This is a genomic window from Paenibacillus lignilyticus, assembly GCF_017942085.1.
Taxonomy (GTDB): domain Bacteria; phylum Bacillota; class Bacilli; order Paenibacillales; family Paenibacillaceae; genus Paenibacillus_Z; species Paenibacillus_Z lignilyticus.
In genome coordinates this window covers 26168-51390 of sequence record NZ_JAGKSP010000002.1, presented here as the reverse complement: position 1 = coordinate 51390, position 25223 = coordinate 26168, and the positions used below count along the sequence as shown (strand labels likewise).

General features: G+C 52.6%; 25 protein-coding genes. 15 read left to right on the top strand and 10 right to left on the bottom strand.

The annotated features are described in order from the left end of the window. Positions 1–162: 162 nt before the first annotated feature. From I8J30_RS05420 to I8J30_RS05395, 6 genes are all read left to right on the top strand, one after another. Entirely contained in the window at positions 163–396 is a 234-nt protein-coding gene (locus I8J30_RS05420) for a spore coat associated protein CotJA (RefSeq protein ID WP_338044816.1), read from the top strand. Beyond that, positions 389–652 carry a spore coat protein CotJB gene (locus I8J30_RS05415; RefSeq protein WP_210656182.1) on the top strand — a complete coding sequence of 88 codons (264 nt, stop codon included), beginning with the start codon at positions 389–391 and terminating at the stop codon, positions 650–652. The genes I8J30_RS05420 and I8J30_RS05415 overlap by 8 nt, the downstream gene beginning before the upstream one ends. A 40-nt stretch (positions 653–692) precedes the next feature. Then, complete coding sequence (locus I8J30_RS05410; RefSeq protein WP_210656181.1) at positions 693–1262, top strand: manganese catalase family protein; 570 nt, start codon at positions 693–695, stop codon at positions 1260–1262. Positions 1263–1567: 305 nt separating this feature from the next. Next, positions 1568–2647, top strand: a complete 1080-nt coding sequence (locus I8J30_RS05405) for a phosphodiester glycosidase family protein (RefSeq protein WP_210656180.1) — start codon at positions 1568–1570, stop codon at positions 2645–2647. Between the two features lie 69 nt (positions 2648–2716). After that, positions 2717–3397: an HAD family hydrolase gene (locus tag I8J30_RS05400; protein ID WP_276316089.1), complete on the top strand. Its 681-nt coding sequence runs from the start codon at positions 2717–2719 to the stop codon at positions 3395–3397. Between the two features lie 383 nt (positions 3398–3780). Continuing rightward, positions 3781–3930, top strand: a complete 150-nt coding sequence (locus I8J30_RS05395; protein ID WP_210656178.1) for a hypothetical protein — start codon at positions 3781–3783, stop codon at positions 3928–3930. A gap of 133 nt (positions 3931–4063) precedes the next feature. On the opposite strand, the gene I8J30_RS05390 is transcribed toward I8J30_RS05395, so the two are convergent. From I8J30_RS05390 to I8J30_RS05365, 6 genes are all read right to left on the bottom strand, one after another. Further along, positions 4064–5212: a YheC/YheD family endospore coat-associated protein gene (locus tag I8J30_RS05390; RefSeq protein WP_210656176.1), complete on the bottom strand. Its 1149-nt coding sequence runs from the start codon at positions 5210–5212 to the stop codon at positions 4064–4066. 92 nt (positions 5213–5304) lie between these two features. After that, entirely contained in the window at positions 5305–5754 is a 450-nt protein-coding gene (locus tag I8J30_RS05385; RefSeq protein ID WP_091220796.1) for a GNAT family N-acetyltransferase, read from the bottom strand. A gap of 16 nt (positions 5755–5770) precedes the next feature. Beyond that, positions 5771–6922: a YheC/YheD family endospore coat-associated protein gene (locus tag I8J30_RS05380; protein WP_210656174.1), complete on the bottom strand. Its 1152-nt coding sequence runs from the start codon at positions 6920–6922 to the stop codon at positions 5771–5773. Continuing rightward, positions 6922–8298, bottom strand: coding sequence for a YheC/YheD family endospore coat-associated protein (locus I8J30_RS05375; RefSeq protein WP_210656172.1), 1377 nt, complete (start codon positions 8296–8298; stop codon positions 6922–6924). Before I8J30_RS05375 ends, I8J30_RS05380 begins: the two co-directional genes overlap by 1 nt. Beyond that, positions 8295–9485 carry a YheC/YheD family endospore coat-associated protein gene (locus I8J30_RS05370; RefSeq protein ID WP_210656170.1) on the bottom strand — a complete coding sequence of 397 codons (1191 nt, stop codon included), beginning with the start codon at positions 9483–9485 and terminating at the stop codon, positions 8295–8297. The genes I8J30_RS05375 and I8J30_RS05370 overlap by 4 nt, the downstream gene beginning before the upstream one ends. 19 nt (positions 9486–9504) lie before the next feature. Beyond that, positions 9505–10872 carry a YheC/YheD family endospore coat-associated protein gene (locus tag I8J30_RS05365; protein ID WP_210656168.1) on the bottom strand — a complete coding sequence of 456 codons (1368 nt, stop codon included), beginning with the start codon at positions 10870–10872 and terminating at the stop codon, positions 9505–9507. Between the two features lie 254 nt (positions 10873–11126). On the opposite strand from I8J30_RS05365, the gene I8J30_RS05360 reads away from it, so the two are divergent. Then, the gene (locus I8J30_RS05360; RefSeq protein WP_256256484.1) at positions 11127–12470 is read left to right on the top strand and encodes a DRTGG domain-containing protein; all 1344 of its coding nucleotides are present in this window, start codon (positions 11127–11129) and stop codon (positions 12468–12470) included. On the opposite strand, the gene I8J30_RS05355 is transcribed toward I8J30_RS05360, so the two are convergent. The 3 genes from I8J30_RS05355 to I8J30_RS05345 form a co-directional block, all read right to left on the bottom strand. Next, positions 12467–12763 (bottom strand): YtpI family protein, encoded by a 297-nt coding sequence (locus I8J30_RS05355; RefSeq protein WP_091220782.1) that lies wholly within the window; start codon positions 12761–12763, stop codon positions 12467–12469. The genes I8J30_RS05360 and I8J30_RS05355 overlap by 4 nt on opposite strands. A 101-nt stretch (positions 12764–12864) precedes the next feature. Then, on the bottom strand, positions 12865–13374 hold the full coding sequence (locus tag I8J30_RS05350) for a sporulation membrane protein YtrI (protein ID WP_210656167.1): 510 nt from the start codon (positions 13372–13374) through the stop codon (positions 12865–12867). 3 nt (positions 13375–13377) lie between these two features. Continuing rightward, positions 13378–13704, bottom strand: coding sequence for a YtrH family sporulation protein (locus tag I8J30_RS05345; protein ID WP_210656165.1), 327 nt, complete (start codon positions 13702–13704; stop codon positions 13378–13380). Between the two features lie 133 nt (positions 13705–13837). Between I8J30_RS05345 and I8J30_RS05340 the strand changes: the two genes are divergently transcribed. The 8 genes from I8J30_RS05340 to I8J30_RS05305 all read left to right on the top strand — a co-directional run bounded on the left by I8J30_RS05340 (position 13838) and on the right by I8J30_RS05305 (position 23711). Then, positions 13838–17617 carry a DNA polymerase III subunit alpha gene (locus I8J30_RS05340; RefSeq protein WP_210656163.1) on the top strand — a complete coding sequence of 1260 codons (3780 nt, stop codon included), beginning with the start codon at positions 13838–13840 and terminating at the stop codon, positions 17615–17617. Between the two features lie 257 nt (positions 17618–17874). Further along, positions 17875–18357, top strand: a complete 483-nt coding sequence (locus I8J30_RS05335; RefSeq protein WP_240547924.1) for a phosphatidylglycerophosphatase A family protein — start codon at positions 17875–17877, stop codon at positions 18355–18357. 178 nt (positions 18358–18535) lie between these two features. After that, complete coding sequence (locus I8J30_RS05330; RefSeq protein ID WP_090981787.1) at positions 18536–18730, top strand: glutamate decarboxylase; 195 nt, start codon at positions 18536–18538, stop codon at positions 18728–18730. 212 nt (positions 18731–18942) lie between these two features. Further along, entirely contained in the window at positions 18943–19815 is an 873-nt protein-coding gene (accD, locus tag I8J30_RS05325) for an acetyl-CoA carboxylase, carboxyltransferase subunit beta (RefSeq protein ID WP_210656160.1), read from the top strand. Then, complete coding sequence (locus I8J30_RS05320) at positions 19805–20809, top strand: acetyl-CoA carboxylase carboxyltransferase subunit alpha (protein ID WP_210656159.1); 1005 nt, start codon at positions 19805–19807, stop codon at positions 20807–20809. Before accD ends, I8J30_RS05320 begins: the two co-directional genes overlap by 11 nt. A 50-nt stretch (positions 20810–20859) precedes the next feature. After that, on the top strand, positions 20860–22614 hold the full coding sequence (gene pyk, locus I8J30_RS05315; protein ID WP_091220766.1) for a pyruvate kinase: 1755 nt from the start codon (positions 20860–20862) through the stop codon (positions 22612–22614). A 178-nt stretch (positions 22615–22792) separates the two neighbouring features. Continuing rightward, complete coding sequence (locus tag I8J30_RS05310; RefSeq protein WP_210656158.1) at positions 22793–23317, top strand: acyl-CoA thioesterase; 525 nt, start codon at positions 22793–22795, stop codon at positions 23315–23317. 1 nt (position 23318) lies between these two features. Further along, entirely contained in the window at positions 23319–23711 is a 393-nt protein-coding gene (locus I8J30_RS05305; protein WP_210656157.1) for an FxsA family protein, read from the top strand. A 296-nt stretch (positions 23712–24007) separates the two neighbouring features. On the opposite strand, the gene ytvI is transcribed toward I8J30_RS05305, so the two are convergent. Further along, complete coding sequence (gene ytvI, locus I8J30_RS05300) at positions 24008–25129, bottom strand: sporulation integral membrane protein YtvI (protein ID WP_210656156.1); 1122 nt, start codon at positions 25127–25129, stop codon at positions 24008–24010. Between the last annotated feature and the right edge of the window lie 94 nt (positions 25130–25223).

The following is a 25223-nucleotide window of genomic DNA, read 5'->3' as shown; positions in this document are numbered from 1 at the left end:
GGGTCAGCTTTTTTTGCTTTGTCGGCCAACACTATTCCCCGGGAAATCAAAATGGACGATATTCATAATCTATAGGAACATTTACTGGGCGAATGTCATATGATTAGAAATGGAATTTTGTTACTGTTCCGGTCAGATTCGATTATTAGGAGGAGAATGCAGGTGAATGCGATAAAGCCGACACGAGATTGGTACCCCTTCATAGGTCCGTTCGACCCTTGCCCGCCTAAATATGTGAAATCCTACTACGTCCCGCCGAATGAATTTATACCCTATCAGCCGATGAATTTACCGCAGTTCTCGCTGGCAGATGCACTTAAATTAGGTACGCTTTGGCCGGCATTATACGGTCCCTATGAGGCGAAAAGCTCGATGAGGAGGCAGCAGGATGAATAAGCAGCTGGACGAAAACTATTATAAGAAGCTGCTTGAGCTGCAGCAGCTGGACTTTGCTTTGGTCGAATTGACCCTTTATCTCGATACGCATCCCAATGACCTTCAGGCTCTTCAGCAGTTCAATCAATTGGCCCAGCAGCGTCAGCAATGTGCATTGCAGTTCGAGATGGAATACGGTCCGCTCATGCAATTCGGTCACAGCTACTCCAAATACCCGTGGCAGTGGGTCGAATGCCCATGGCCTTGGCAAGTATAGGAGCTGTCATGCTGGTGTAGAAAGGAGAGGAGGAGATTCCATGTGGATTTATGAGAAGAAGCTCCAGTACCCCGTTCGGGTCAGCAAATGTGATCCCAGGGTGGCCGGCTATCTGATCGAGCAATACGGCGGGGCCGACGGCGAGCTGTCAGCGGCGCTGCGGTATTTAAATCAGCGGTACTCGATTCCTAACAAGGTGATTGGCCTGCTTACCGATATAGGTACGGAGGAGTTTGCCCATTTGGAAATGATCGCTACCATGATCTATAAGCTTACGAAGGATGCGACGCCGAAGCAGCTGGAAGAAGCGGGACTCGCTCCGAGTTATGTGAATCACGATAACGGACTGTTTTATAGCAATGCATCCGGAGTGCCGTGGACGGCAGCCTATATCGCGACGAAAGGTGATCCGCTCGCCGATTTGTATGAGGATATTGCAGCCGAGGAGAAGGCGCGTGCGACGTACCAATGGATTATCGATATGACCGACGACGTGGATTTGCAGGATGGACTTAAATTTCTGCGTGAGCGTGAGATCGTCCATGCGATGCGTTTCAAAGAAGCCGTCGAGATGATAAAAGCCGATCAGAGCACGAAGAAAGTGTTCTGAACTCGTGTTCAATCGATCTATAAGTACGAAGCTGGCCCTAGCGCGGAGCCGGCTTTTTTTGATTTTGGATAAGCAATTTTTGGCGAAATATAACTAGTTTTGTCAAAAGCCCCTTTCGACTGAAACTTTTATATTCCGCCTCGCGTTTACTAGGTACAATGTGATTGAAGTCTGGGAAAGCGGGGCGGAGGATGGACATACAATCGAATGTATCGACACCGAGAGAAACAACTATAAATCGTACTGACACTCCACTACAGCACCAAGCAACGGCCAACCATGGATTCAGAAGACGCTGGAAACGAATGGTCCGCATCATGACGATAAGTGGGATGATTCTGCTGATGCTTGGCATCACCGGAATCGGGTGGCTGCTGCTGACACCGTCCGGCAGCAACTTTCGCTATCTGATGGCGGATACGCTCATTACAACGCAGCACAGGCACTGGGCAAAGTACATAATCGGGCAGCACGAGCTGGACGTGCGCGTGCAGCAATATCAGCAGCGATTTAATGCTATGGGCGAAGAACGAGATACGCACGAAATCCATCCGCAGCTGCAGCCTCAGCCGCAGCCGATCCATACAGCCGTACCTGTCAGTACGCAGCCGGAAGCAAAGCCGCTCGTTGAAATCGAGGAGATTTCCGGTACAGGGTACAGCGGGTATGTCATGACGGTGAATGATCCAACGAAAATCCGCATTGGGGTTCCGGCGAAACAAGGCCGCGGTGAACGCGTTCGCAGTATGGTGGAGCGGACCGGGGCGATAGCTGGCGTAAATGGCGGTGGTTTTGCGGATCCGAATTGGCAGGGGAATGGATTTCAGCCGATTGGCATCGTCATGTCCGGAGGTAAGCTGTTCTATGATGATTTGGGCAAATCGAAGACTACACAAGTCGTAGGACTGGATCGCGATGGCAAAATGGTTGCGGGCCGCTATTCACTCACTGAGCTGGAGCAAATGGGGGTACAGGAAGCCGTGACGTTCCAGCCTCGCATTATTGTGAACGGCAAGGGACTTATTAAAAATGCGGCGGACGGCTGGGGAATTGCTCCTAGGACGGCGATGGGACAGAGGGAAGATGGAGCCATTCTCTTCGTGGTCATCGACGGCAGACAGCCCGGTCATAGCATTGGAGCGAATCTGTACGATGTTCAGCAAATCATGCTGGAGCGCGGGGCAGTCATTGCGGCTAATTTAGACGGAGGGTCATCCACTGTGCTGGTTAATGATGATCACGTCATCAACAAACCTTCGACTAAGAGCAGCGAGGGCAGATATTTGCCGACGGCATTCCTTGTGTTTGAGCATCCGGAGCAAGCAAACATTACGAATGTATGGGATGGACTTGGACCGAAAGATATTGATCCCGGCAAATGGTAAATGCAGGTTGCGCGACGGTCTTCTTTTCCAGTATGATAAAGGGCAATAATGCGAAAAGGGGATTTCTTCTTGCAAAGCAACGTTACATTGTCGCGGCCTGAGGCTATTATATTTGATATGGATGGAACATTGTTTGAAACGGATACGCTGCTTATTCACGTGCATGAGCGTATCTTCGAAACGCTGCGGGCTGAAGGGTTGTATATGAAGCCCACTCCGCCGGTAGAGAAGCTGCTGGGCTGCCTTGGCATGCTGCTGGAGGATATCTGGCGCAAGGTAATGCCGGACGGTACGGAGGCCGCTCAGAGAAGGGCTGACGAGCTGCTGCTCCAGTATGAGCTGGAGGGCTTGGAAGCCGGAGAGGGCGAGCTGTATCCGCATGTGGCGGAGACGCTGCAGTCACTCAAGGAGCAAGGATTCCGATTGTTTGTGGCCAGCAACGGGTTGGAGCGCTACGTGAAAGAGGTTGCCCGCTATAAAGGGATCGCACCGTTGTTTGATGGATTGTACAGTGCGGGAGAATATGGAACTGCGTCGAAGATCCATCTCGTAGCGCGGCTCATGGAGGACCACGATGTCAAGACTGCCTGGATGGTCGGCGACCGTTCCTCCGACGTGGAGGCCGGCAAGAGCAACGGGCTGGGCGTAGTCGGCTGCGCCTATGCCGTGTACGGGCGTAAAGAAGAGCTGCTAGGAGCGGATGCGCTTATCTCTGATTTCCGCGAGCTGCTTGCGTTGACGCAAGCGTAGAAATGAAGAGGCTGTCTCAAAAGTGTGGAAGCGACTTTTGAGGCGGCCTTTTTTTTGTTTTGTGAGGGGGAAGAGTACAGGTAGACCTCTATGTGAGCTACATTAGCGAAAATCGCCACAATGGGGTTTGATGTAGATCTCTAGGCGAGCTACATTAGCGAAAAATCATCAATATGGCTCTCAAGTAGATCTCTAGGCGAGCTACATTAGCGAAAAATCATCAATATGGCTCTCAAGTAGATCTCTAGGTGCGCTGCATATTCGGGAATCGTTACTTTAGGGGATTTACATAGGTGAAAATCGGCAAGGATTTAAACCTTTAGTTGAACTTTGTTTGTGAAAATTGTCCCAATGGTTACCGCCATCAGCAGGAGTGGGAAAGCGTGGATGGATTGCGAAGAGGGGGAGTGGTTACCGCACATGAGTGGGAAAGCGTGGATGGATTGCGAACAGAGGTAGTGGTTACCCTACATGAGTGGGAAAGCGTGGATGGATTGCGAAGAGAGGAAATGGTTACCGCACATTGGCGGTAAAGTGAGGATGCACCACAAAGAGAGGTACATGGTACCTCTCTTTAATGACCAACTATGTGTACTCAACAAACGAATCTGCTTGCAGTGGAATCTACCGGCGCGCCTCTGGCAGCTCCGTCACGTGCCAGCTGGACTAATCCAGCGAAGGCACCTGTTTATCCTGTTTATCCTGTTTCTCTTTGCGCCGCTTCTTCTGATCGTAAAGCCAGACGGCGTATTCCAGCGGCCGGACGATGGCTTGCTTATAGGTCTCGCGCTCCCCGGCCTGCGCGAATACTTCGCGAGCCGGCTTCGGATTCACCTCAAGCAGCCAGATCTGTCCTCTCCGGTCGATGGCCAGATCAAGCGCGAGCTCGCATAATCGCCCATAAGACTCTTCGAGATAGGCAGCTACTTTCACGCCGAAATCCTCGGCCTTTTTCATAATATCGGCAGCGGTATCCTCGTTCCTAATCCAGTCGCTCAGCAGCGATTGCATCTTGATCGCTTGGCCGCCTCCGTGGAGGTTGGAGGTAATGCTGCCGGAAGCGCCGATTCGTCCCGCGCAGCCGGTCACTTCCCATTCCCCTTTGCCGTTCTTCTGCACGAGCATCCGGTAATCATGCACGCGGCCATTCGGCAGCTTAAGCTGAATGCCTTGCTGCACGAGATACCGGTTCCCTTTCAGGTCCCAGGAGGCCAGCCTGCCTTGAATGCCGGAGAGTGATGCACGCTGGGGGCGAACGATGCGCCGATCTTGGTCTCTTCCCTGGATTAAATACTCGCCGCCTTGCTGTTTCTCGATGCGTAGTATACCTCTGCCCCCGGTTCCATTGATCGGCTTCAAGTAGATTAGCGGATACTTACGGATCATTTCCGTCAGATCGCCGGGACTCTCGTATAGCCGCGTCATGGGGAGATGCGGGACAAAGCCATCCTCCTTGCGCATCGTGCGGTACACCGTCCACTTGTTGCGGAGTACCCTGTTTAAGAAGGTCAAGTGGCCATATTTCTTACGGAAATGGCTGAGCTGAACGAAGCGATGGCTGCGCTGAATGCGGCAGCGATCATAGATCATATGGGGGAAGGAGCGCCATTTGCGCGACCAGCTTTTCGATGCGGTGTCATAGATATGGGCATGAATCCGGTTATCTGAATAGTTGACGTCCGCCGGTGTGAACACAAATACTTCAAGACCGAGCTTCTTGCCGGCCAACGTCATGCGTTGATAGATCGGTTTCTCCTCGAGCAATCCCTTGTCGTTCAAATAGAGCGTCAGGATGCCGAGAACCGGCTGAACCATAAGGACTCCTCCTAAAAGGTTTTGCAGTGACCGCAAAAACGAACTTCGGAAGCATAGACTTAAGGCGTTGCGGAGGTCAAACCCGCTTCAAATCAACTCTCAAAACGCAATGTCGGCTTGCCTGTCGGGCCGGTATGCAAGCTCACGGCCTTCATGCCGGCACGGAAACACATGGCCATACTGGAGGGATTATCAGAGGCGACAGTGCAGCTGAGAGAGCCCATGCGCTGACTGAGCGCCTTTAGCAGCGCGCTCCCGGCGCCTTGTCCGCGGAACTCCGGGGCAACGACGACGAAGCATGCGCGTTCGCCGCCTTCGGCAGCAAATGCGCACGCAGCCAGCTTGCCGCTGCTTGAGATCGCCAGTGCAATTGCGGCAGGCGACTCGCCGGAACGGCTGCAGGCCAGCTGCGCCGCGGGAAGCTCCCGCAGCTCAACCAAGGCTGCATTTGTAATGCGATCGTCGCCATACCGGTATAAGAAGCGGGTGACCTTCTCCTTCGCAGACGCCCATTGGGTTGGTGTTAGCAGCTTTACCTGCACGGCAAATCACTCCTCGCTATAGACCCTTCAGCTTGAGCAAATACTGGCTGTAGTGAAAAATGCGCTCAAGCGAACGTTTGCGAATATCAGGCTCGTCGAATTTCATCGGCTTCGCGTTGGCTTCGAAGAACCAGATACCTCCAAACTGGTCCACGCCAAGGTCCATCGACATTTCCGCCAATCGGCGGCCGGAGCCGCGCTCGATTTGACGAGCAATTATTAACGCAGCGTTGCGGGCCTTTACTAGCAGTTTACGTGCCTCATCTTGACCAAATACGCTGACAAGCAGCTTCTCCGGATCTTCGATGCTGCCGCCTCGAGGAACATGGGTCGTGATGCTGTACGTTCCGGCTACGCGTGCACCGATGCCGGAGATGTCCCATTGACCCCGCCGATTCTTCTGTACAAGCGCGCGAAGATCGAAGGAGCGCTCATTAAAGGCAGCGAGCTGGATGCCCTGCTGGGCAATGTAACGCTCCCCGCTGCTTTCCTTGATAATGCGGGTCCACAGCTTCCCGATCGTGCCGCAATTGTAAGTCGTACTCCCGCGATCCCCTTGAATCTTCAAGCGGTAGGGAAGCGGCTTTTCCTGCTGCAGCTGGATCGTCATAATACCTTTTCCGGCTTTGCCGCTGACCGGTTTGAGGTATAAAAATTTATGCTTCAGCATCATTTTGCCGAGTCCGCTTATCGTAAGCAGGCGGCGCGTTGCCGGAATGAACGGCTGAGTCGTGCGCGACTGCTTCAACCATTTGAACAGACTCCACTTGTTGAAAAAAGCAGGATTGAAGAGCTGGATGCGGGGATGTTTGACACATGCCGCAATTTTACGTTTCACTTCCGGCTGAAGCTCATCTTCGCGGAGCGGAATCCTGTTATAGATGAGGTCGGGCAGCGGGAATTTCCCCAGCTCCCAGCTCTCGGTAGCCGTGTTGAAGGTGAAGCCGTCAAGCAGCTTGCGCTGAAGCTTCAGCTGCTTGACAGTCAGGACGTAAACCAGAAAACCAAACTCGGTGCCCATAGCAATGATGTCTGCAAAGTTTCCGCGATTGCCTCGAAATAGCTGTATATCGTCTTCTATCGTTAAGATAGCGAGAACCGGCTGCTTACGCTGAATGGAGGCGGCTTCATCTACCGCCGCCGTATCCTCGTGAATAACGAGTGCCATTAAGCTTCGCCTCCTTGCCCCGTGAACCTGCTTAGATACATGCAATGATCCAGAATATGACTTACGGAATCACGTCCTTGCGCACGCAGGGCGGGATGGCTGAAGATCGATCGGCCCGGCTTGGCGTTGGCTTCAAACATCCAAACCTCACCGTCCTTGTCGATGCCGATATCAAGCCCGAGTTCACCAAGCGTGTGCGGGAAATTGCGTTCAATCGCTTCCGACAGCTTCACCGAGACATCCTTGGCTTTCGTCAAGATTTCGTCCGAACGATCTCCGAAGGCCCGGCTGAGCGCCTGTTCCGGAGTCAGCAGCTGGCCGCCGTTCTTGATATGCGTGGTGACGCTGCCGCGTCCGGCTTTCTTCGCGCCGATGCCCACCGGCACCCATTTGTTGCTGCCATTCTTGTGCATATGGAAACGGAAGTCGATCGGACATCCGTCAATTTCGATTAATCGCACGCCTTGCTGGCTGACATAACGACCAAGTCCGCTGCCATGTCTCGATTCCAGCATGCGCATAAGGCTGCTGAAGCTCGTGAAACGAAGCAGCACATTCGTATCCCCTCTGCGGTATCTGGCAAAATAGCCGCGTTTCGGATGATACGTCAGTCGATAAATCCCGATGCCGAGGCTGCCGGCAGAAGGTTTGTAATAAATGAATTGATGTTTCTCAAGCATCTCTTTGATTTTGTCGGCACGCGGGTTATTCACCGATTCCGGCAAATGCTCCAGCGCTTCCACATCCTTATCGAGCAGCTTATAAACATCGGATTTATTGAAGAAGCTCCAGTTGAAGAACGGTACGCCTTTACGGATAAATTTCTCCCTCAGCGACATAATCGAAGCTGTAGTCTCGGCGATGCGGCTTGGGAGGCGGTTGTAAACGACATCAGGGAGCGGAACGACTTTGCGGTACCAGCTTCCCGTACTGTTCAGGAAATACCCATTAATCGTTCCTTGATTCCAGTTTACATCGCGCGGCGTAAAGGCGAAGAAATAGGCTTTGCGTTCTCCTGTTTTTAGCAGCTGCCGGATGTACCCCGATCTTGCGCCAAAAGGAGAATCGGCGGAGCGGCTGCCATCTGTCAGCACGCCGATGAGAGGTCCGATTTGAACCTCATTATCACTGCCTTGGATATAAGAAATACTGCCTGCCTTCGGAACCCGGATGGATTGGCGAACGCCTGCGGAGAGGTAGAGGTGATGGCCTTGCCGATCGATCGGCTTTACGGCAGCAGTTATGCTTTCATGACCAAGCTTAAGCTGAATGGTTTTTTTGCCGGAGAGCTTCAGCGATTTAAGGAGTGAGCCCGACAGGTAAACGATTCGGTCGCTTGATGGTGAGAAGTGTACATGACAAGATGTCAAACTCATGGATGAACCTCCTGGATGTATCTCCTTTGATTTCGTCCAAACTGATAAACCGGCTGTCTGTGAGCGGCGAGTTTCATGGCGTAACGGATCGGTCGTTCAACGGCCAGCCTTGCAGCGCTCTCGTCACCTTCAAGTGCCTTCCGTCCGGGTTTGGCATTGGCTTCAAGCAGCCAGACCCGGCCGCCCTGCTCAATACCGTAGTCGATGCCGAGCTCGGCGAGCCTGCCAAAATGATTCTCCAGCGCCGCCGCCGCCCGTTCGCTGATCCAGCGAATTCGTCCGAGCAGCCGTCCGGCGGTTTCGCTGTCGAACTGTTCCGTTAATGCCTCAAGAGCCCCTTGGGCAGATCCGCCGCCATGCAAGTTGGCGGTAACGCTTCCCCGCTCCCCGGTTCGAACAGCTGCACCTGTGAACGACCATTTGCCCGATTCGTCTTTCTGGATTAATACCCGAACATCATATGAGCGGCCATCCTTGCCGGTAAGGGGCAAGTAAGGCTGAACGATATACGTCACGGAAGCGACGAAGCGATGGATCCATCGGCATGCGTCCTGCCAATTGTCGTATATCACCGCAAGGGGGCGGTTCTTCCGGTCGCGGCCGTCAATGTGCCAGCCGTCGTCTCTCCGAAGCAGTCGCAATGCGCCTTTTCCGTGGCTGCCTGCAGAGGGTTTGAGAAATAAGCCTTCGGGATATTGCTTCATCAGCTGCGTAAGATCAGACGCTCCCTCGTACTTATAGGTGGAAGGGAGCCACGGCGACAGCTGCGAATCGCGTTCGAGCTCCCGATAAACGTCTAGTTTGCCGGGAAGCGAACCATTCAGCAGTATATACGGCTTCAGTCGTTTCAGTTCCGCAAGTGCGCAGCTTGCTAGCTTATATTGGACATTCGTCCTGGGAAGCGAACGGTCATAGAGCACATCGGGAAGCGGGAAGCTTCCTTGCTGCCACCGGCCGTGCTTTAGACGGAAGCCATTAATCAATCGAGATGAGCCGCCTGCGACTTGGGAAGCGCAGAATAAATAGACGAATAGGCCGATGGATTGCCCAAACCGGGATAAACGGCGGCAAAATAGATCCTCAGGCATCACCGGAGGGGAATCGTCTCCGCCGGCGCTTGAGGAAGGTACATGAGAGGGTTCGCTAATCATAATACCGAGGACGCTGCTGCACGGATTCTCAGCCATCACCGCTTCCTCCTTTTCGTTAAAATTCGGCCAAATGTCTTGCATAACGCACCATATTTCGAACGGAAGGACGGATTTTCTTATCCTGAAGCGGTGTATTGTCGTTCTTGGATGGCTTGGAATTCACTTCGAGCAGCCACACCCGGCCGCTGGCGTCAAGCGCTAAGTCGATGCCGAGCTCGCCGAAATGGGCGGGAATGTGCGCGTCGATCCCTTTGGCGATTTCAAGCGCTGCCCGCTGCAGCTTTCCGGGTGCGTCTTGAGCATTTGAGCCGGACAAATTGGATTTGGCGACCGCTTCTTTCACGGTGCTGAGCGTGCCGCCGCGTGCCAGGTTGGACACGAAATGATGGTTGCCGGCCGTTCGTGCCACAATGGAGGTAAGCGCCCATTTGCCGGTTTCGTTCTTCTGCACGAGCGCGCGGAAGTCGACAGGCCTTCCCATGATGTCGATCAAATGCAGCCCTTGCTGAATTTGATAGCGCACCGTTTTCATTTTGCCTGCGAGGGAAGCATAGAGCTTATCAATGCCGCCAAAATGCTGCCTGCGCGTGCCGAGTGTCGTTGCATACTGTGCGGAATAGGAGTCCGTATCCAGTCGGGAGATCCGGATGATGCCTTTGCCCAAGCTGCCGCGTACCGGCTTCAAGAAGACGGTATTATGTTTGGAGCACATCGACTTCAACACCTGCAACCCGCGAAGCACATGGGATTCGGGTAAATAGCGAACGAGAGCGGGATCCTTTACAAGGGCATCGAACACTTCGGCTTTATCGAGAAACTTCTCATTGAACACGACGCTGTTATGACGATGCTTGGTTTCTTTAATGAAGAGCTGTACATTTGGACGGTTTTCGAGCTTGCGAGAGGTCAGACGATTGTTGACAACGTCCGGTGCAGGTACTGGTACTTTCCGCCAGCCATCGGAATAGACCCAGCCTTCGAGCGTGTTGAAATTGTCTGTAATATGATCCGGTGTGAAGAAATAAACATGAGCGCCTTGCGCTTCGCAGGCGTCTACGAGTTCCTTGCAGAACATAGTGATGGTTCCAAACGGCCGATCCCTGGCTTCCGGATCATCACGGCTGATAAGCACGCCGATTAGCGGGCCAACCGAGAGTGTGGCGTTCTCTTGCCGGTAGCGGATTCGTAGTGTGGTGCTTGAGATCAGCCCCATTTTGCGGGCTAAGCTTTGCCCAATACGCATACCGTCAAACCGCTCGACCGGGACGACTTTTACATAGTGGCGGAATGCACCGAATTTCAGCATGATCGGCTGTCCTTGCGGTATTTTCCACTGTCTCAAATAAGCATCACCGAGCATAATGGCATCATCCGGCAAGATGCCTGGGCTGATCACCTGAACGGCGACTTTCGATTTCAGCATCGACGGATCTCCTTCCAAGCTGGAGGATGACGACGTGCAGCTTGCGGTCTATGGGATTTTCACACGAATTACTTTCATCATATGAGGACATCTACCCCTTGGTGATTGGCGGACATCATGAAAAACATGGGGGAAAGGCCCTTTTTCCAAGATACTTGACCGCTCCGCAGATGTGCCGGCAGGAAGAGCATCTGCTAATATAGAACTAGAACAAGCCGAGGAATTGGTTGAAACAAGTAAGGGGGGCCACTGTGATAACAGGAGAAAAGGGACTTGAATCGCAGACGAAACATGAGCGACTCATGCAGTATATCCAGCAGCTCGAAATTGGTACGAAACTTTCTGTACGCACGATGGCCGAGGAGCTGGAAGTCAGTGAAGGCACTGCATATAAGGCGATCAAAGAAGCGGAAGCAACCGGGCTTGTCAGCACCAAAGAGCGGATCGGCACCGTACGTATACAGCGGAAGAACCGGGAATCGCTGGACCGGTTAACGTTCGGAGAAGTGCTCGATATTGTGCAAGGTGAATTGATAGGCGGAGCGGCGGGACTTGTGAAGACCCTGCATAAATTCGTCATCGGTGCGATGGAGCTCGATGCGATGGTCCGTTATATTGACGCTGGAAGTCTGTTGATTGTCGGTAACAGGCAAGGGGCACACGGCTGCGCGCTTGAGCAGGGGGCCGGCGTGTTAATTACGGGGGGATTCGGCACCAGCGAGGATATGAAACGTCTGGCGGATGAGAAAGGGTTGCCGATTATTTCCTCCAAACACGATACGTTTACCGTCGCTTCGATGATTAACCGCGCCATGTTTGACCGATTGATCCGTCAGAAAATCATGCTGGTCGAAGACATCGTCACCTACAGCCGTCCGGTTGAAACGATGAGACTCGGCGAGACGAAAGCGGATTATGTTTCGCTGGCCAGCCGTGTCGGGGGAACGCGGTTCCCCGTGTTGGATGATCGGGGCAGGGTCGTCGGGATTATGACGGCAAAGGATGCCGAAGGCGCACAGGATTCCCAGCTGGTAGAGCGGCTGATGACGCGAAGCCCGATTACGGCTGCGCCGAACATTCCGATTGCTTCGGCGGCACATACGATGGCAGCCGAAGGCATCGACCTGCTGCCGATCGTCGATAAGAATCGCAAACTGCTTGCGGCGCTCAGCCGAAGCGAAGTATTGGAAGCGATGCGGTATGCCGGGAAACAGAAAGAATCCGGTGAAACCTTCGATGAATTGATCGGAGCGGGATTTGAGAAGAAAGAAAGCGAGCAAGGTGGAGATTGGCTGTACGAGGGAAGAATTACGCCGCAGATGTCCGGAACATTCGGAACCATCTCGGAAGGCGTATTGGTTACACTCATGAATCAGGCGGCGCGGGGATTAATTCGGGAGCTCGGGAAGCGGGATTATGTCATCGAAAGCATGACGACGTACTTCGTAAGACCTGTCCAGCTGGAAAGCGAAGTGGTCATTATGCCGAGTTTACTGGAGATGAGCCGCAAGAGCGCCAAGCTCGAAATTGAGTTGAAAGACCCCGGCGGCCTTGCTGCCAAAGCGCTGCTTACGGCGCAGCTGATAGATCCGTATTAACCTTTCATCGAGCGATAAACGCTGCCGTTGCGCAGTCCCGCGAACAGGTTGAACAGACCCAGAACGATAAACAGAGCGCCGATGATAACTTTTACCGTGGAGCCGCTGTAGGCAAGCATCATAAACAAAGCAATGAAGATTAGCATGATGCCCATACTCATATTCATCCGTGCTGCGTTTAACCCGCGCACGCGCGTGTCGGTAGAGCGGCGTGCCTGGAAGCTGAAATAAACCGAGAGCAGCGATGTGCCGCAAATGATAATAACGATCGCCCAATGTAATGCATTGACCATAGTAAAACAAGCATCTCCTTTTAAGCTGTGCAGCTTTCAATATGTGCCTTATTGTACCATGAATGACAGCTGCAAGTGAAACGGCGAGTGCCGATGCAGGATCAATTAATCTGTCGTTGATTGAGCGTGGCTTTGAACCACACTTGAAGCACATTATCGACAACGAGCATCGTGCGAATTTGCACAACGAACTCCTTGCCTTCCACGGCGTAAATTTTGCGGTCCAGCAGATCCCAGGAAAGCTCGGCATTTGAATTGATTTTGTAGATACTGGTGCCTACGAAGACGGATAAGTCTGTTTTCAATTTGTTTTTAAGCGCTAATTTGACTTGTTCATTTGAAATGGGAGCCCCATCGCTCCCTTTATTATCCAGCAAAATCGGCTGAACGCTCTGAATAACGGTATGCTGGTCTTTAAATTTATTCAGCTTCTTGATTCGATCCTCGTAGTCAATCAGCTTATCCTCAAGCGCCGTGTTGCTGTCGCGGAGCGCATTGAAATTCATAAAGAAGATGGCGTGATAGACCATCGCGCCTAATATGGAGCCCAGCACGACATAAGCAGCCGCTTGCATCAGCCTCGTAAATCGTTCGAAAGGCGGTACCCTCATCGGTCAGACCGCCCCTCTGCATAACCACCGGATAAGCTCAGTTCCCATATGCGCACCGAGAAAAGCACACAGAATATACGCGATTTGCAGCACAACCGGCGAGAGATGTCCTTCTATCATGTTGCTTTCAATGACGCGCATCGGGTCGATCGTTCCGCCAACGGCCGCTACCAGCGCCCATATTTTCAGCCTTGAAGCGGTTTCCAGCATAATGGCTGCCGGTGCTGCCAATACGAATACAGATCCGATGCCCGCCAGCATGGAGCCGCCGAATACAACGCCGAAGGCAATGAAGAAATCTATCGTCGCTTTGGATAAGAAGGAGTCCATTTATACGTTCACCCTTCCCGTGGAATGAGAGGACGTCATGCTCGTCCCCTAGTCCATTCTATGGGCGAGGAGGGGTTCAATATGATAAACTAGTATAAAATGATGCTTCGATAGAAAGAAAGAAGGAATAGCGATGAGCGGCGGACCAGACTTTGTACATTTACACGTTCATAGCGAATTCAGCCTGCTCGATGGGGCTGCAAGAATCCGGGATCTAGTGGATCAAGCGGCCGCGCTTGGCATGAAGGCGCTGGCACTTACGGACCATGGCGTCATGTACGGCGCAGTTCCGTTTTATAAAGCCTGCAGGGCACAAGGAATCAAGCCGATTATCGGCTGCGAGGTTTATTTGACGACAGGCTCGCGCTTCGAGAAGGGCGCTCGCAAAGATAACCCGATTTATCATCTCATCCTGCTTGCCAAGAATGAGACCGGCTATCGAAACTTGATGAAGCTGAGCTCGATCGGACATCTGGAAGGCTTCCATTACAAGCCGCGTATCGACTTTGAATCGCTCTCGCAGCATGCGGAGGGGCTTATTTGTCTCAGCTCCTGTTTGGGAAGCGAGATTGCCCAGCATCTGCTGCATGACCGTACGGAGCATGCGCTTCGATCGGCGAACAGGTACCGTGATATTTTCGGCGATGACTTCTACTTGGAGCTGCAAGATCACGGCATGCTGGAGCAGAAGAAAGTGCTGCAGGCGACGCTTGCGCTGGCGAAGGAAACAGGCATCAAGACCGTTGCGACGAACGACGTGCATTACTTGAAATCGACGGATGCCGCCGTGCAGGATGTACTGATCTGCATCGGCACAGGCAAAACCATCGAAGATGAAGACCGGCTGCAAATGCTGACGGATCAGATGTATTTGAAGAGCGCGGACGAGATGACGATGCTGTTCCGTCAGGCGCCGGAAGCGGTTGCGCGCACGGTGGAAATTGCCGAGAAATGCAACTTGGAGCTGACGTTTGGCCGAGCACTGCTTCCATCGTTCAGCCCGATTCCAACCGGAATGTCGTCGTCGGCTTATTTGGCCGCTTTATGTCATGAAGGATTGGAAGCCCGATATGCCGGAAATCCGGATTGGGCCGATGATTCCCGCGCAAAGGTGCAAGCCGTGACGAGATTGGAGTACGAGCTGGGCGTCATTGATAAAATGGGCTTCAGCGACTATTTCCTCATCGTTTGGGATTTCATTCGTTTTGCCCATGAGCAGGGCATTCGGACAGGTCCGGGGAGGGGCTCCTCTGCCGGCAGCTTGGTTGCCTATACGCTGAATATTACCGACGTAGACCCGATCAGATACAAGCTGTTGTTCGAGCGATTCCTAAATCCGGAACGGATCTCCATGCCCGATATCGATATCGATTTTAATGATGAGCGACGCGACGAAGTAATTAATTATGTCTCAGCCAAATATGGCGAGGAGCATGTGGCCCAAATCATTACGTTCGGAACGATGGCGGCCAAAGCTGCCGTGCGCGACGTCGGCCGCGCGATGGCTGTTCCTTTCGCCGAAGTGGATCGGGCTGCGAAGCTTATCCCGAACCAGCTGGGCATTTCGCTGGAAGAAGCGCTGCGGATGAGCGCGGAGCTTCGCGAGGCTACCGAGCGCCAGCCGAAGACAGGCGATTTGCTGCGGATGGCCTTGAAGGTAGAGGGCATGCCGCGCCATGCTTCGACGCATGCTGCCGGAGTTGTGATTTCCGGCGAGCCGCTGACGCACTATGTGCCGCTTCAAGCCGGGAGTGAGCGTACGGCGTTAACGCAGTATTCCATGGAACATCTGGAATCCGTGGGATTGCTCAAGATGGACTTTCTCGGACTGCGCACGCTTTCCATCCTTGAACGGACACTCAACTGGGTGAAGGAACAACAGGGCATCACGGTCGATTTCCGTTTTATTTCGGATCAGGATCCGTCCACATACGAGATGCTGACACGCGGTGAAACGACGGGCATTTTCCAGTTGGAGTCTGCCGGTGTTCGCCGCGTGCTCAAAGAGCTAAAGCCGACGCAATTCGAAGATATCGTTTCGGTACTTGCGCTTTACCGGCCGGGCCCGATGGAGTTTATACCGAAATTCATTCAAGGCAAGCACGGGCATGTGGAGGTTGAATATCCCCATCCATCGCTGAAACCGATTCTGGCCGATACGTATGGCATCATCGTTTATCAAGAGCAGATTATGCAGATTGCCTCGTCGATGGCGGGTTTCTCGCTGGGAGAAGCGGACCTGCTCCGCCGTGCCGTATCCAAGAAGAAGCGCGAAGTGCTGGATGAACAGCGCGCTCACTTCGTGGAGGGCAGCTTAGCTCAAGGGTACGAGAAAACGGATGCCAATGCGGTTTACGATATGATCGTCCGTTTCGCCGATTACGGTTTCCCGCGCGCGCATGCCGCCGCCTATGGCGTATTGGCTTTCCAAACGGCATGGTTGAAAGCGAATCATCCTGTTGCGTTTATGGCTTCCATGCTGGCATCCGTGACGGGAAGCCAGCGCAAAACGGCAGAATATGTGGATGAATGCCGCCGGATGGGCATTGATGTGCTGCCGCCGGACGTGAATGAGAGCAGCGTGACGTTCACGCCGGTAAACGGAGCGGTTCGCTTCGGCTTGGCGTCGATCAAGAACGTCGGCACGCAGGCGATCGATTCGCTGCTGAAGGAGCGGGCAGAACGTCCGTTTGACAGCTTGCTTGACCTGTGCCGAAGAGTCGACCTGCGCGTAGTGAACAAACGGGTGCTGGAGTCGTTAATTCAAGCAGGCGCTTGCGATTCATTGGCAGGTCACCGTGCGCAGCTGATTGCGGTGTTGGATGAGACGGTCGATGCCGCGCTCAAATGGCGCAAGGAACGCGAGGAATTGCAGATCGAACTGTTCGGCTTCGATGAGGTGCAGAACTGGGATATCGAGATGCCGGAGGTACGGCCGTTTACGACGGGACAGCTGCTTGCGCTCGAGCGGGAGCTGCTCGGCATGTATTTGTCCGGCCATCCGCTTGACGACCATAAGGAATTGCTCGAAGAATTGCCGCTCGATCGCCTTGTTGATCTATCCGAAGCGCCTGAAGGCTCTTTCGCTGTCGTAGCCGCGATGGTGGTGTCGGTGAAGCCGTTTACGACGCGCAAAGGTCAATCGATGGCATTTCTGGAAATCGAGGATCGCATTATGCGGGTGGAAGCTGTCGCTTTTCCGACGATTTGGCAGCGGCACTCGAACATGCTCGATCCCGGCAGCTTGGTACTCGTCCTCGCGAATGTGCAGCATCAGGACGAGGATTATAAGCTGCTGATCGAGGATGTTGCTCTGCTCGGCGGAGGCGGGCCTGGTCAGGACGCAGCCTCGCAGGTGCAGCGCCTGCAGCGGCAAGCGCGCAGCAAGGCCGCGCGGACTGCCGGCGGCGCTTCGGGCGCCGCGGATCGCAAAGGCGGAGGCGGGCCTGCCGGTACGCAGCCGGCTTCGGCGCAGCCTGCGAAGACGGCGTCCGCGGGCGCGAGAGCGGCCGCTGCGCCTCAAGCGCAAGCGAAGCCTTCGGCGGCTCCGTCCGGTGCTGCCGCGCAGGATGCCGAGAAGCCGGCGGCTTCCGCGAAGAACTACGCCGCGGAAGATCGTGCTCCGGCAACGGGCTCTTCCGCAGCGCAAGCCGGGCCCGCTAAGACATCAGCGCCGGCCAAACGTCCGCAGCGGCTCTATATCAAGATCGCTGCAGGACGCGAGGATTCCGCTGCGCTTGAGAAGCTGAAGGCCCTGCTCGGAGGAAGCGCGGGTACTTATGAGACCGTGCTGTTCTATGAGCGGGAAGGCCGAACGGTCGCTCTAAGCGATGCATTCCGAATCAAGCCCTCGCCGCAGCTGCTGCAGCAGATCGAGTCGATTTTTGGTAAAGGCTCGGCGGTCGTGAAATAATAAAGGACAACCTGAGCGAGTGTCAGAACACAGGTCGAATGATGCTGAACTCGCTCTATCCGGCACGAATAATCGTTTTGTGAAGCCAGGCACAAGTTGTAACGCGCCTGCATACATTTAGGAGACACAGAGCTTGATGGCTCTGCATTTCGCCGCTTGTGCGGACTGGCGTTTGTCAGCTGACGATGGTCGTTGGCCGCTGGCGCTCCGCCCGATTCGTACAAGCAGATGCGGGGGGATGAACAGTGTCGTCCGACATGGAAAAATGGCTTAACAGACGTGGTGTTTCAGTTGGTGATGTTGCGGATATCGTATTTTCGCTGCAGCGTCCTTATAATCCGGATCTCACTTACCAAGAATGCGAAGAGAGTGTGCATACGGTACTTAATAAACGCGAGGTGCAATATGTGCTGTTTACAGGCATTGCCCTCGATGAGTTAGCGGAACGCAAGCTGCTCCCGGAGCCGCTTCAGGCGATTATGGAGGCAGATGAGTCCCTCTACGGGGTGGACGAAACGCTGGCTCTTGGCATTACAAACGTATATGGGATGATCGGCCTCACAAGCTTTGGCTACTTGGACAAAGTAAAGCCGGGCATCATTCGCAAATTGAACGAGAAAGGCCAGCATGTGCATGTTTTTCTGGATGATTTGGTAGCCGGTCTGGCTGCTGCGGCATCCGCACGTATCGCGCATCAGGATCCGAAGGCTAACCGGTACGAAGTTGAAGATCGTCCTTAAACGGGGAGAGCCTCTCTCGGGGCTCAAAATCGCTTCCAGCCTTGTGGCGTTGCGGTGAAAACTAAACATATGGTATCATTATGACATCATATGCCCAGATAACGTGTGTTTATATTGCGGCCAATGCGTTTACATGTACGCGCAGATGATCTTTTATTAATGCTCAGGGGGTTCCTTCATGTGGACGGTTATCTACATCGCGCCGACGGCAAAAATTGCGGAGAGCATTAAAAACCGGCTGACCCAAGAAGGGTTTCTCGTAAAGATCAGACCGATTAATGTTTCCAAGCAACAGTACGAAATATTGGTCCCATCTGGCGAACTGGAAGAAGTGCAGGAAGTGTTAAATAACATTCTCAACTCGCAACGTTAATTTCCAATTACGGAGTACCTAAGCGCGGGCGATGTAAAAAAACTATTGCGTACCTAACGCGCAGCGTGTAAATTCAGTACTGTTGCGTTTACAGAGGTACATTCTAAACTACTGCATACTCATAAGCGCAACGAACTAAATGTTAAACTACTGCGTTCTACCAGCGCAGTGAAGTACATTCCAAACTTTGCGCCCCCAAAGAGGTGTCTTTTGTGTTCAAGGACTTATTTCATAAAAAGAAATATGCCACAATTCCTTCGGGCCAGCCGAGAACGAAGCCGGATATTCCGGAAGGCTTAATGTCCAAATGTCCGAAGTGCGGCAATATTCAATTCAGCAAAGAAGTCGAGAAAAACTTAAAAGTATGCCCGGGCTGCGGCCACCATTTCCGGCTGAACGCTTGGGAACGAATCGCCATTACGCTCGATGAAGGGCGTTTGGTTGAGTATGATGCGGATCTGGAGTCGGTTGATCCGCTTCCTTTCCCGGGTTATGCAAACAAGCTGGAAGCACAGAAGAAGAGCTCCGGTCTTAAAGATGCGGTTGTTACAGGAGAGGGGACGATCGGCGGATTGCCGGTCGTCGCCGCTTTCATGAGCTTTGATTTCTTTGCAGGCAGTATGGGATCGGTTGTCGGTGAGAAAATCACGCGAGCGATTGAACAAGCCCATGCGAAGAAGCTGCCGCTTCTTATTTTCTCTACTTCCAGCGGTGCGCGGATGCAAGAAAGTATTCTCAGCTTGATGCAAATGGCCAAGACAAGCGCAGCACTTGCAAAGTTCCAAGGCGACGGCGGTCTGTATATTTCCGTTTTAACCGATCCAACGACAGGCGGCGTCTCCGCAAGCTTTGCGATGCTTGGCGACTTTAACTTGGCCGAGCCGGGTGCTCTTATCGGTTTTGCCGGACGAGTGGTTATCGAGCAGACGATTCGTCAGAAGCTGCCGGACAATTTCCAAACAGCGGAATTCAATTTACAGCATGGACAGCTTGATAAAGTGGTTCACCGCAAAGAAATGAAAGCAACGCTAGCTAAATTGCTTGATATGCATTCGGTAAAGGGGGAAATTATCAATGGCGGGTGAGCTGCCGTTTGAGAAGCCGCTTAACGAGCTGCAGAAGAAGATCGAAGAGCTGAAGAAATTCGGACAAGAGTCAGGCATCGATTTCACCGATGAAATCAGCCGACTGGAGGACCGTTGTAAACAGTTGCAGGAAGAGCTTTATGATGAGCTGACGCCGGCGCAGAAAATGCACTTGGCGCGTCATCATGGCCGTCCTACCTCTCTGGATTACATAGGGATGATTTTCACCGATTTCATCGAGCTCCATGGTGATCGTCTATTTGCAGATGATCTTGCTATTGTGGGAGGACTTGCTAAGCTGAACGGCGTACCGGTTACGGTAATCGGCCATCAGCGAGGTAAAGATACGAAGGACAACATTGCTCGTTTCTTCGGAAGTCCGCATCCGGAAGGATTCCGTAAAGCACTGAGACTCATGCAGCAGGCGAATAAGTTCGGACGTCCTATTGTAACGTTAATCGATACGAAAGGCGCATATCCAGGGAATACGGCGGAGGAGCGCGGTCAGTCCGAGGCGATCGCTCGTAATCTCCGCGAAATGGCCATGTTCGGCGTGCCGATCATTTGTGTGGTCATCGGGGAAGGCGGCAGCGGCGGTGCGTTGGCACTTGGTGTCGGCAATCGCGTGCTTATGCTGGAGAATGCGATTTACTCGGTTATTTCGCCAAACGGTGCGGCATCCATCCTATGGAAAGATGCTTCCCGTGCAGATGAAGCGGCTGCGGTTATGAGAATTACGGCTGGCGATCTGCTTGAGTTTGGCATAGTGGAAGAGATTATCAAGGAACCGCAAGGCGGGGCGCATCGCGACCTGGCTGTGCAGTCCGAGACGATTAAAGAAGCGATCTGGCGCCATCTTGGTGAGCTGTCCAAGCTTTCCTCTGAGGAGCTTGTTGCGGATCGTTACAATAAATTCCGTAAAATCGGTCAATTTCGCGCTCCTGAGCCGGAAGCCGAGCTGATTTTGGACGAGATCGAATCAGCGCAAGTGTAATCAATGTTAAGTTAAATGTGAACGTATCAGACGGAGGATGGAATTTACTTATGCGTAAAACGAAAATCGTATGTACGATCGGCCCATCCAGCGAATCGCTGGAAAATACGAAGAAACTAATCAATGCCGGCATGAATGTCGCGCGTCTTAACTTCTCGCACGGCGACTTTGAAGAGCACGGCAACCGGATCAAGAACATTCGTCAAGCTTGTTCCGAGCTTGGCAAAACCGTTGCTATCCTGCTGGATACGAAAGGTCCGGAAATTCGCCTCGGCAAACTGAAAGAAGAGCCGATTGAACTGAATCAAGGCGAAACGATCACACTCACCACGGAAGAAATTCTTGGTGACAAGAACCGTATTCCCGTCACGTATGCGAACCTGCCTGCAGATGTTGAAGTGGGTTCCACCATTCTAATCGATGACGGTTTGATCGGTCTTACGGTTGAAGAAGTGCAAGGCACCGAAATTCTTTGCCGTATCGTAAACAGCGGTCCGATCAAGAGCAAGAAAGGCGTTAACGTTCCGGGCGTGCATATTTCCCTGCCTGGTATTACGGAGAAGGACGCTAACGATATCGTGTTCGGTATCGAGCAAGGCATTGATTTCATTGCCGCTTCTTTCGTTCGTAAAGCGACAGACGTTCTTGAAATCCGCGAATTGCTTGAGAAGCACGGCGCGAGCCACATCCAAATCATTTCCAAAATCGAGAACCAGCAAGGCGTGGACAACCTCGATGAAATTCTTGAAGTATCCGACGGCCTAATGGTTGCCCGCGGCGACCTCGGCGTTGAAATTCCGGCTGAAGAAGTACCGCTGGTTCAGAAGCAAATGATTCAGAAGTGTAACCGTGCAGGTAAACCGGTAATCACAGCTACGCAAATGCTGGATTCCATGCAGCGCAACCCGCGTCCGACTCGTGCGGAAGCGAGTGACGTAGCGAATGCGATTTTTGACGGTACGGATGCAATCATGCTTTCCGGTGAAACAGCTGCCGGTAAATATCCGGTAGAATCCGTTCAAACGATGTCCCGTATCGCTATGCGTGCGGAGTCGGCGCTTGATTACCGTGAGATTTTCACGAAGCAAGCAAGAGCACAACAAACGACAGTAACGGAAGCAATCAGCCAAGCCGTTGCTAACTCGGCTCTTGATCTGGATGCTAAAGCGATTATCACTTCCACTGAGAGCGGTTATACGGCACGTATGGTTTCCAAATACCGTCCGAAATCGCCAATCGTGGCAGTAACTCCGCAAGAGCAAGTAATGCGCCGTCTGGCACTCATCTGGGGGATTATCCCGGTTCTGGGCACACCTGCTGAAACAACGGATGAAATGTTCGATATCGCGGTACAAGGCGGAATCAACTCCGGTATCGTGAAGCTAGGCGATACGGTTATCATTACGGCCGGTGTTCCGGTTGGACGCTCCGGTTCGACGAACCTGATCAAGATCCACACAATCGGTGAAATGATTGCTAAAGGTCAAGGGATCGGCAGCCAAAGCGCAACCGGTAAAGTGGTTGTAGCACGTACTCCACAAGAGGCGATTGCCAAGACGACTGAAGGCTCCATTCTCGTAACGGTTTCCACTGACAGAGAATACATGCCTGCGATTCAGAAGGCAGCTGCAGTTATTACCGAACAAGGCGGCATCACAAGCCATGCGGCAATCGTGGCGCTGAACCTTGGAATCCCTGTTGTACTGGGCGTTCAGAACGCGCTTGAGCTTCTGCAGGACGGATCCGAAGTAACGGTCTACGCTGAAGTTGGCGTTATCTACTCCGGTCAAGCTAAAGTAATGTAAAGATTGTTGACTAAAATGAAGCGATGGTGCGCAAGCACCGTCGCTTTTTGGCTATTCGGTGTTGGAATGGTCGAAGGAAATGCATGGATGTTGCATCTTAAAGCTGAGTTTAGCCGTATTAGTATGAATGCGTTACATTACTCTCCATAGATTACAAAGGTAAAGGATTGATCAAAGCATGACGGAAGCAGACAAAGAGTCCGTTCTCTGGTATTTGCATCCTCTTCGCGTTCGTTATCAGGAAACGGATCAGATGGGCGTAGTGTTTCATGGGAACTATGTGACATGGTTTGAAATTGGTCGTACGGAGTTCGTGCGGGCTTTGGGGATGACCTATGACACGATTGAGAAGCAAGGTTTATTGCTGCCAGTCGTCGATTTGGATTGTTCCTATGTATCGCCGGCTCGGTATGATAACAACGTCATCATTTGTACGCGATTGGACCAATTCTCGCCGATCCGAGTATCGTTTCGTTCGGAGATTCGGCTCGTCGATGACATGGAACACCAAACGCTCGGTTGGTTTCCAGGCGCTGAACCGCCCGGAAAGCTGCTTGTGCGAGGCGGTACCCGGCATGTGTGGGTTAACCGGGATTGGCGGCCTTCGCGGCTGGATAAGCTGCTTCCGGAGCTTTACAGCATGATGAAGGCGGCATCGGAAGGAAACGGGCCAGTGCCGAACAAGGAAGAGGGAGGCAGTTAATATGCTGAAATGGATTATTGCCGCAATTATTATCGTTCCCGCAATCGAGATGTGGGGCATTATCAAAATGGGACACATCATCGGCGGCTGGTCAACCTTTGGCCTTATCCTCATTACCGGTTTCGCCGGCGCACAGCTCGCAAGAAGCGAAGGACGCAAGGCCTTCATGGACGTCCAAGCCCAAATCCAAAGCGGCAGACCTCCGGGCCACGCCATGCTAAACGGGATCTGCGTGCTCATAGGCGGCTTGCTCCTACTCATGCCAGGCTTCTTCACCGACATCATAGGCGTCACCTTGCTGCTCCCATTCACCCGGCCGTTCTATCGGTTACTCATGCTTCGCTGGTTAGAGAAGAAGCTTCGGAACGGCTCGTTAACGATTCGCAGAAGGTAAATTTCATTTGTTATTGGTGTTAGTTGCGAATATAGAAGAAGTAATTTCGAGTACTGTCCATATATAGTGCTTAAAGAAGCTTGGCCAAAGGCCAAGCTTCTTTTCCATTGGAGCGCCAAAACCAAAAGCGTGTCCCGGAGGGACGAAAGCGAGTACTGGGCACGATGTAACTCGGGAGCTGAACGGCAGCTTCACCGCCAACCTTCCGGGTGTCCAGAGGGACGGGTCCCTCGGGGTCCCCCTTCTAGGGGGATTTAGGGGGTCCTTAAAGTTGGGGTCCTAGGGGGATGCTCCCCCTACTTCGGCTTCGGCCCACGAACAACAAAATAATACAAATCCCGAAATACATTCGCTCTATGTATCGCCGTTAAGATAACGAGTGAAACCGGGCCGATAATCAGTCCGAGCACGCCGAACAGCTTAAGGCCAACGAACATCGCGATAAGTGTAGGCAGTGGATCAAGGCCGACGCTGGTCGCAAGCACCTTCGGTTCAATCATTTGCCTTGCAACGAGGATGACGCCGTACAGAATCGATAAGCTGATTCCGAGCGATACGTCTCCATAAATAAACGTATACGCGATCCAAGGGACCATGGCGGCTCCGACGCCGAGATAAGGGAGCAGGTCGACAAGCCCGATCAGCATACCGATCGTGACCGCATAATCGACGCCAATGATGAGCAGACCGACCGTTACGACAATGGCTGTGATGGAAATCATAATGAACTGAGCGCGTACGTAGCCAAACAACGCTTTTTGTAAATCGACCCAAACAATCGATGTGGATTTGCGAAGTTCGGCGGGAAACCATTGGGTCAAGCGTTTGACATGCTGACTCCAATCTTTACTGATAAAGAAGGCTGCAAGCAGAACGACGACCATGATGGTGGCCACATTCGGCAGCGAAGTAATGATGCTAACGATCCCGTTTAAGAAATAGGTTATAATATTGGTACTCGTTTGCGCTAATAAATTGGCGGTGTCGTTGATTTTGGCATTGATCGTTTCATGATAGTTGGGGTTTTCCTGATAGAACGCATTGAGCTTCTCTATCAGGTTCTGAATTTCCGGCGAAGCGACAACGATTTCGAACTGATCGCGCCACCAGTCAATGGAGCTGCTGAGCGATTTGGACAAATGGATGATTTCCACCACGATTCGTGTCACCAGGGCGGAAACGATGGTCACCATTGCGGCGACAAAAATCAATAGCGTGAACGTTACGCCGATCCAGCGCGGTACCTTTAATTTCTTTTGCAGCAGGTTAACAAGGGGATTTATGGCGTAAGCAAGCAGCCATCCCAGCAGAAACGGATACACGAGCGGAGTTACATATACGATGGCAAGCACAAATGCTACTAATCCGGCAATGAGCATCAATGTGCGCCAGATTCGCTTCCATATGACACGGTCCATACAGCGATCACTCCTTCAGATTTCGAAACAGGAAAAACTTTCCCCTACTTATTGTATAATTGTAGCATAGGCGATATTTCGTTGTTTATCAAAA

Coding starts and splice junctions, on each gene's coding strand:
- I8J30_RS05390 (WP_210656176.1), bottom strand. CDS start 5,212: ATGGTTCAGCCGGTTCTCGGCATCCTGACGCTCTATTTGAACGACAAG.
- I8J30_RS05415 (WP_210656182.1), top strand. CDS start 389: ATGAATAAGCAGCTGGACGAAAACTATTATAAGAAGCTGCTTGAGCTG.
- I8J30_RS05335 (WP_240547924.1), top strand. CDS start 17,875: ATGGAAAAATGGCTTAACAGACGTGGTGTTTCAGTTGGTGATGTTGCG.
- I8J30_RS05375 (WP_210656172.1), bottom strand. CDS start 8,298: ATGAGTTTGACATCTTGTCATGTACACTTCTCACCATCAAGCGACCGA.
- pyk (WP_091220766.1), top strand. CDS start 20,860: ATGCGTAAAACGAAAATCGTATGTACGATCGGCCCATCCAGCGAATCG.
- I8J30_RS05305 (WP_210656157.1), top strand. CDS start 23,319: ATGCTGAAATGGATTATTGCCGCAATTATTATCGTTCCCGCAATCGAG.
- I8J30_RS05405 (WP_210656180.1), top strand. CDS start 1,568: ATGGTCCGCATCATGACGATAAGTGGGATGATTCTGCTGATGCTTGGC.
- I8J30_RS05340 (WP_210656163.1), top strand. CDS start 13,838: ATGAGCGGCGGACCAGACTTTGTACATTTACACGTTCATAGCGAATTC.
- I8J30_RS05320 (WP_210656159.1), top strand. CDS start 19,805: ATGGCGGGTGAGCTGCCGTTTGAGAAGCCGCTTAACGAGCTGCAGAAG.
- I8J30_RS05350 (WP_210656167.1), bottom strand. CDS start 13,374: ATGAGGGTACCGCCTTTCGAACGATTTACGAGGCTGATGCAAGCGGCT.
- I8J30_RS05370 (WP_210656170.1), bottom strand. CDS start 9,485: ATGGCTGAGAATCCGTGCAGCAGCGTCCTCGGTATTATGATTAGCGAA.
- I8J30_RS05330 (WP_090981787.1), top strand. CDS start 18,536: ATGTGGACGGTTATCTACATCGCGCCGACGGCAAAAATTGCGGAGAGC.
- I8J30_RS05410 (WP_210656181.1), top strand. CDS start 693: ATGTGGATTTATGAGAAGAAGCTCCAGTACCCCGTTCGGGTCAGCAAA.
- I8J30_RS05310 (WP_210656158.1), top strand. CDS start 22,793: ATGACGGAAGCAGACAAAGAGTCCGTTCTCTGGTATTTGCATCCTCTT.
- I8J30_RS05380 (WP_210656174.1), bottom strand. CDS start 6,922: ATGGCACTCGTTATTCACGAGGATACGGCGGCGGTAGATGAAGCCGCC.
- I8J30_RS05365 (WP_210656168.1), bottom strand. CDS start 10,872: ATGCTGAAATCGAAAGTCGCCGTTCAGGTGATCAGCCCAGGCATCTTG.
- I8J30_RS05355 (WP_091220782.1), bottom strand. CDS start 12,763: ATGGTCAATGCATTACATTGGGCGATCGTTATTATCATTTGCGGCACA.
- I8J30_RS05345 (WP_210656165.1), bottom strand. CDS start 13,704: ATGGACTCCTTCTTATCCAAAGCGACGATAGATTTCTTCATTGCCTTC.
- ytvI (WP_210656156.1), bottom strand. CDS start 25,129: ATGGACCGTGTCATATGGAAGCGAATCTGGCGCACATTGATGCTCATT.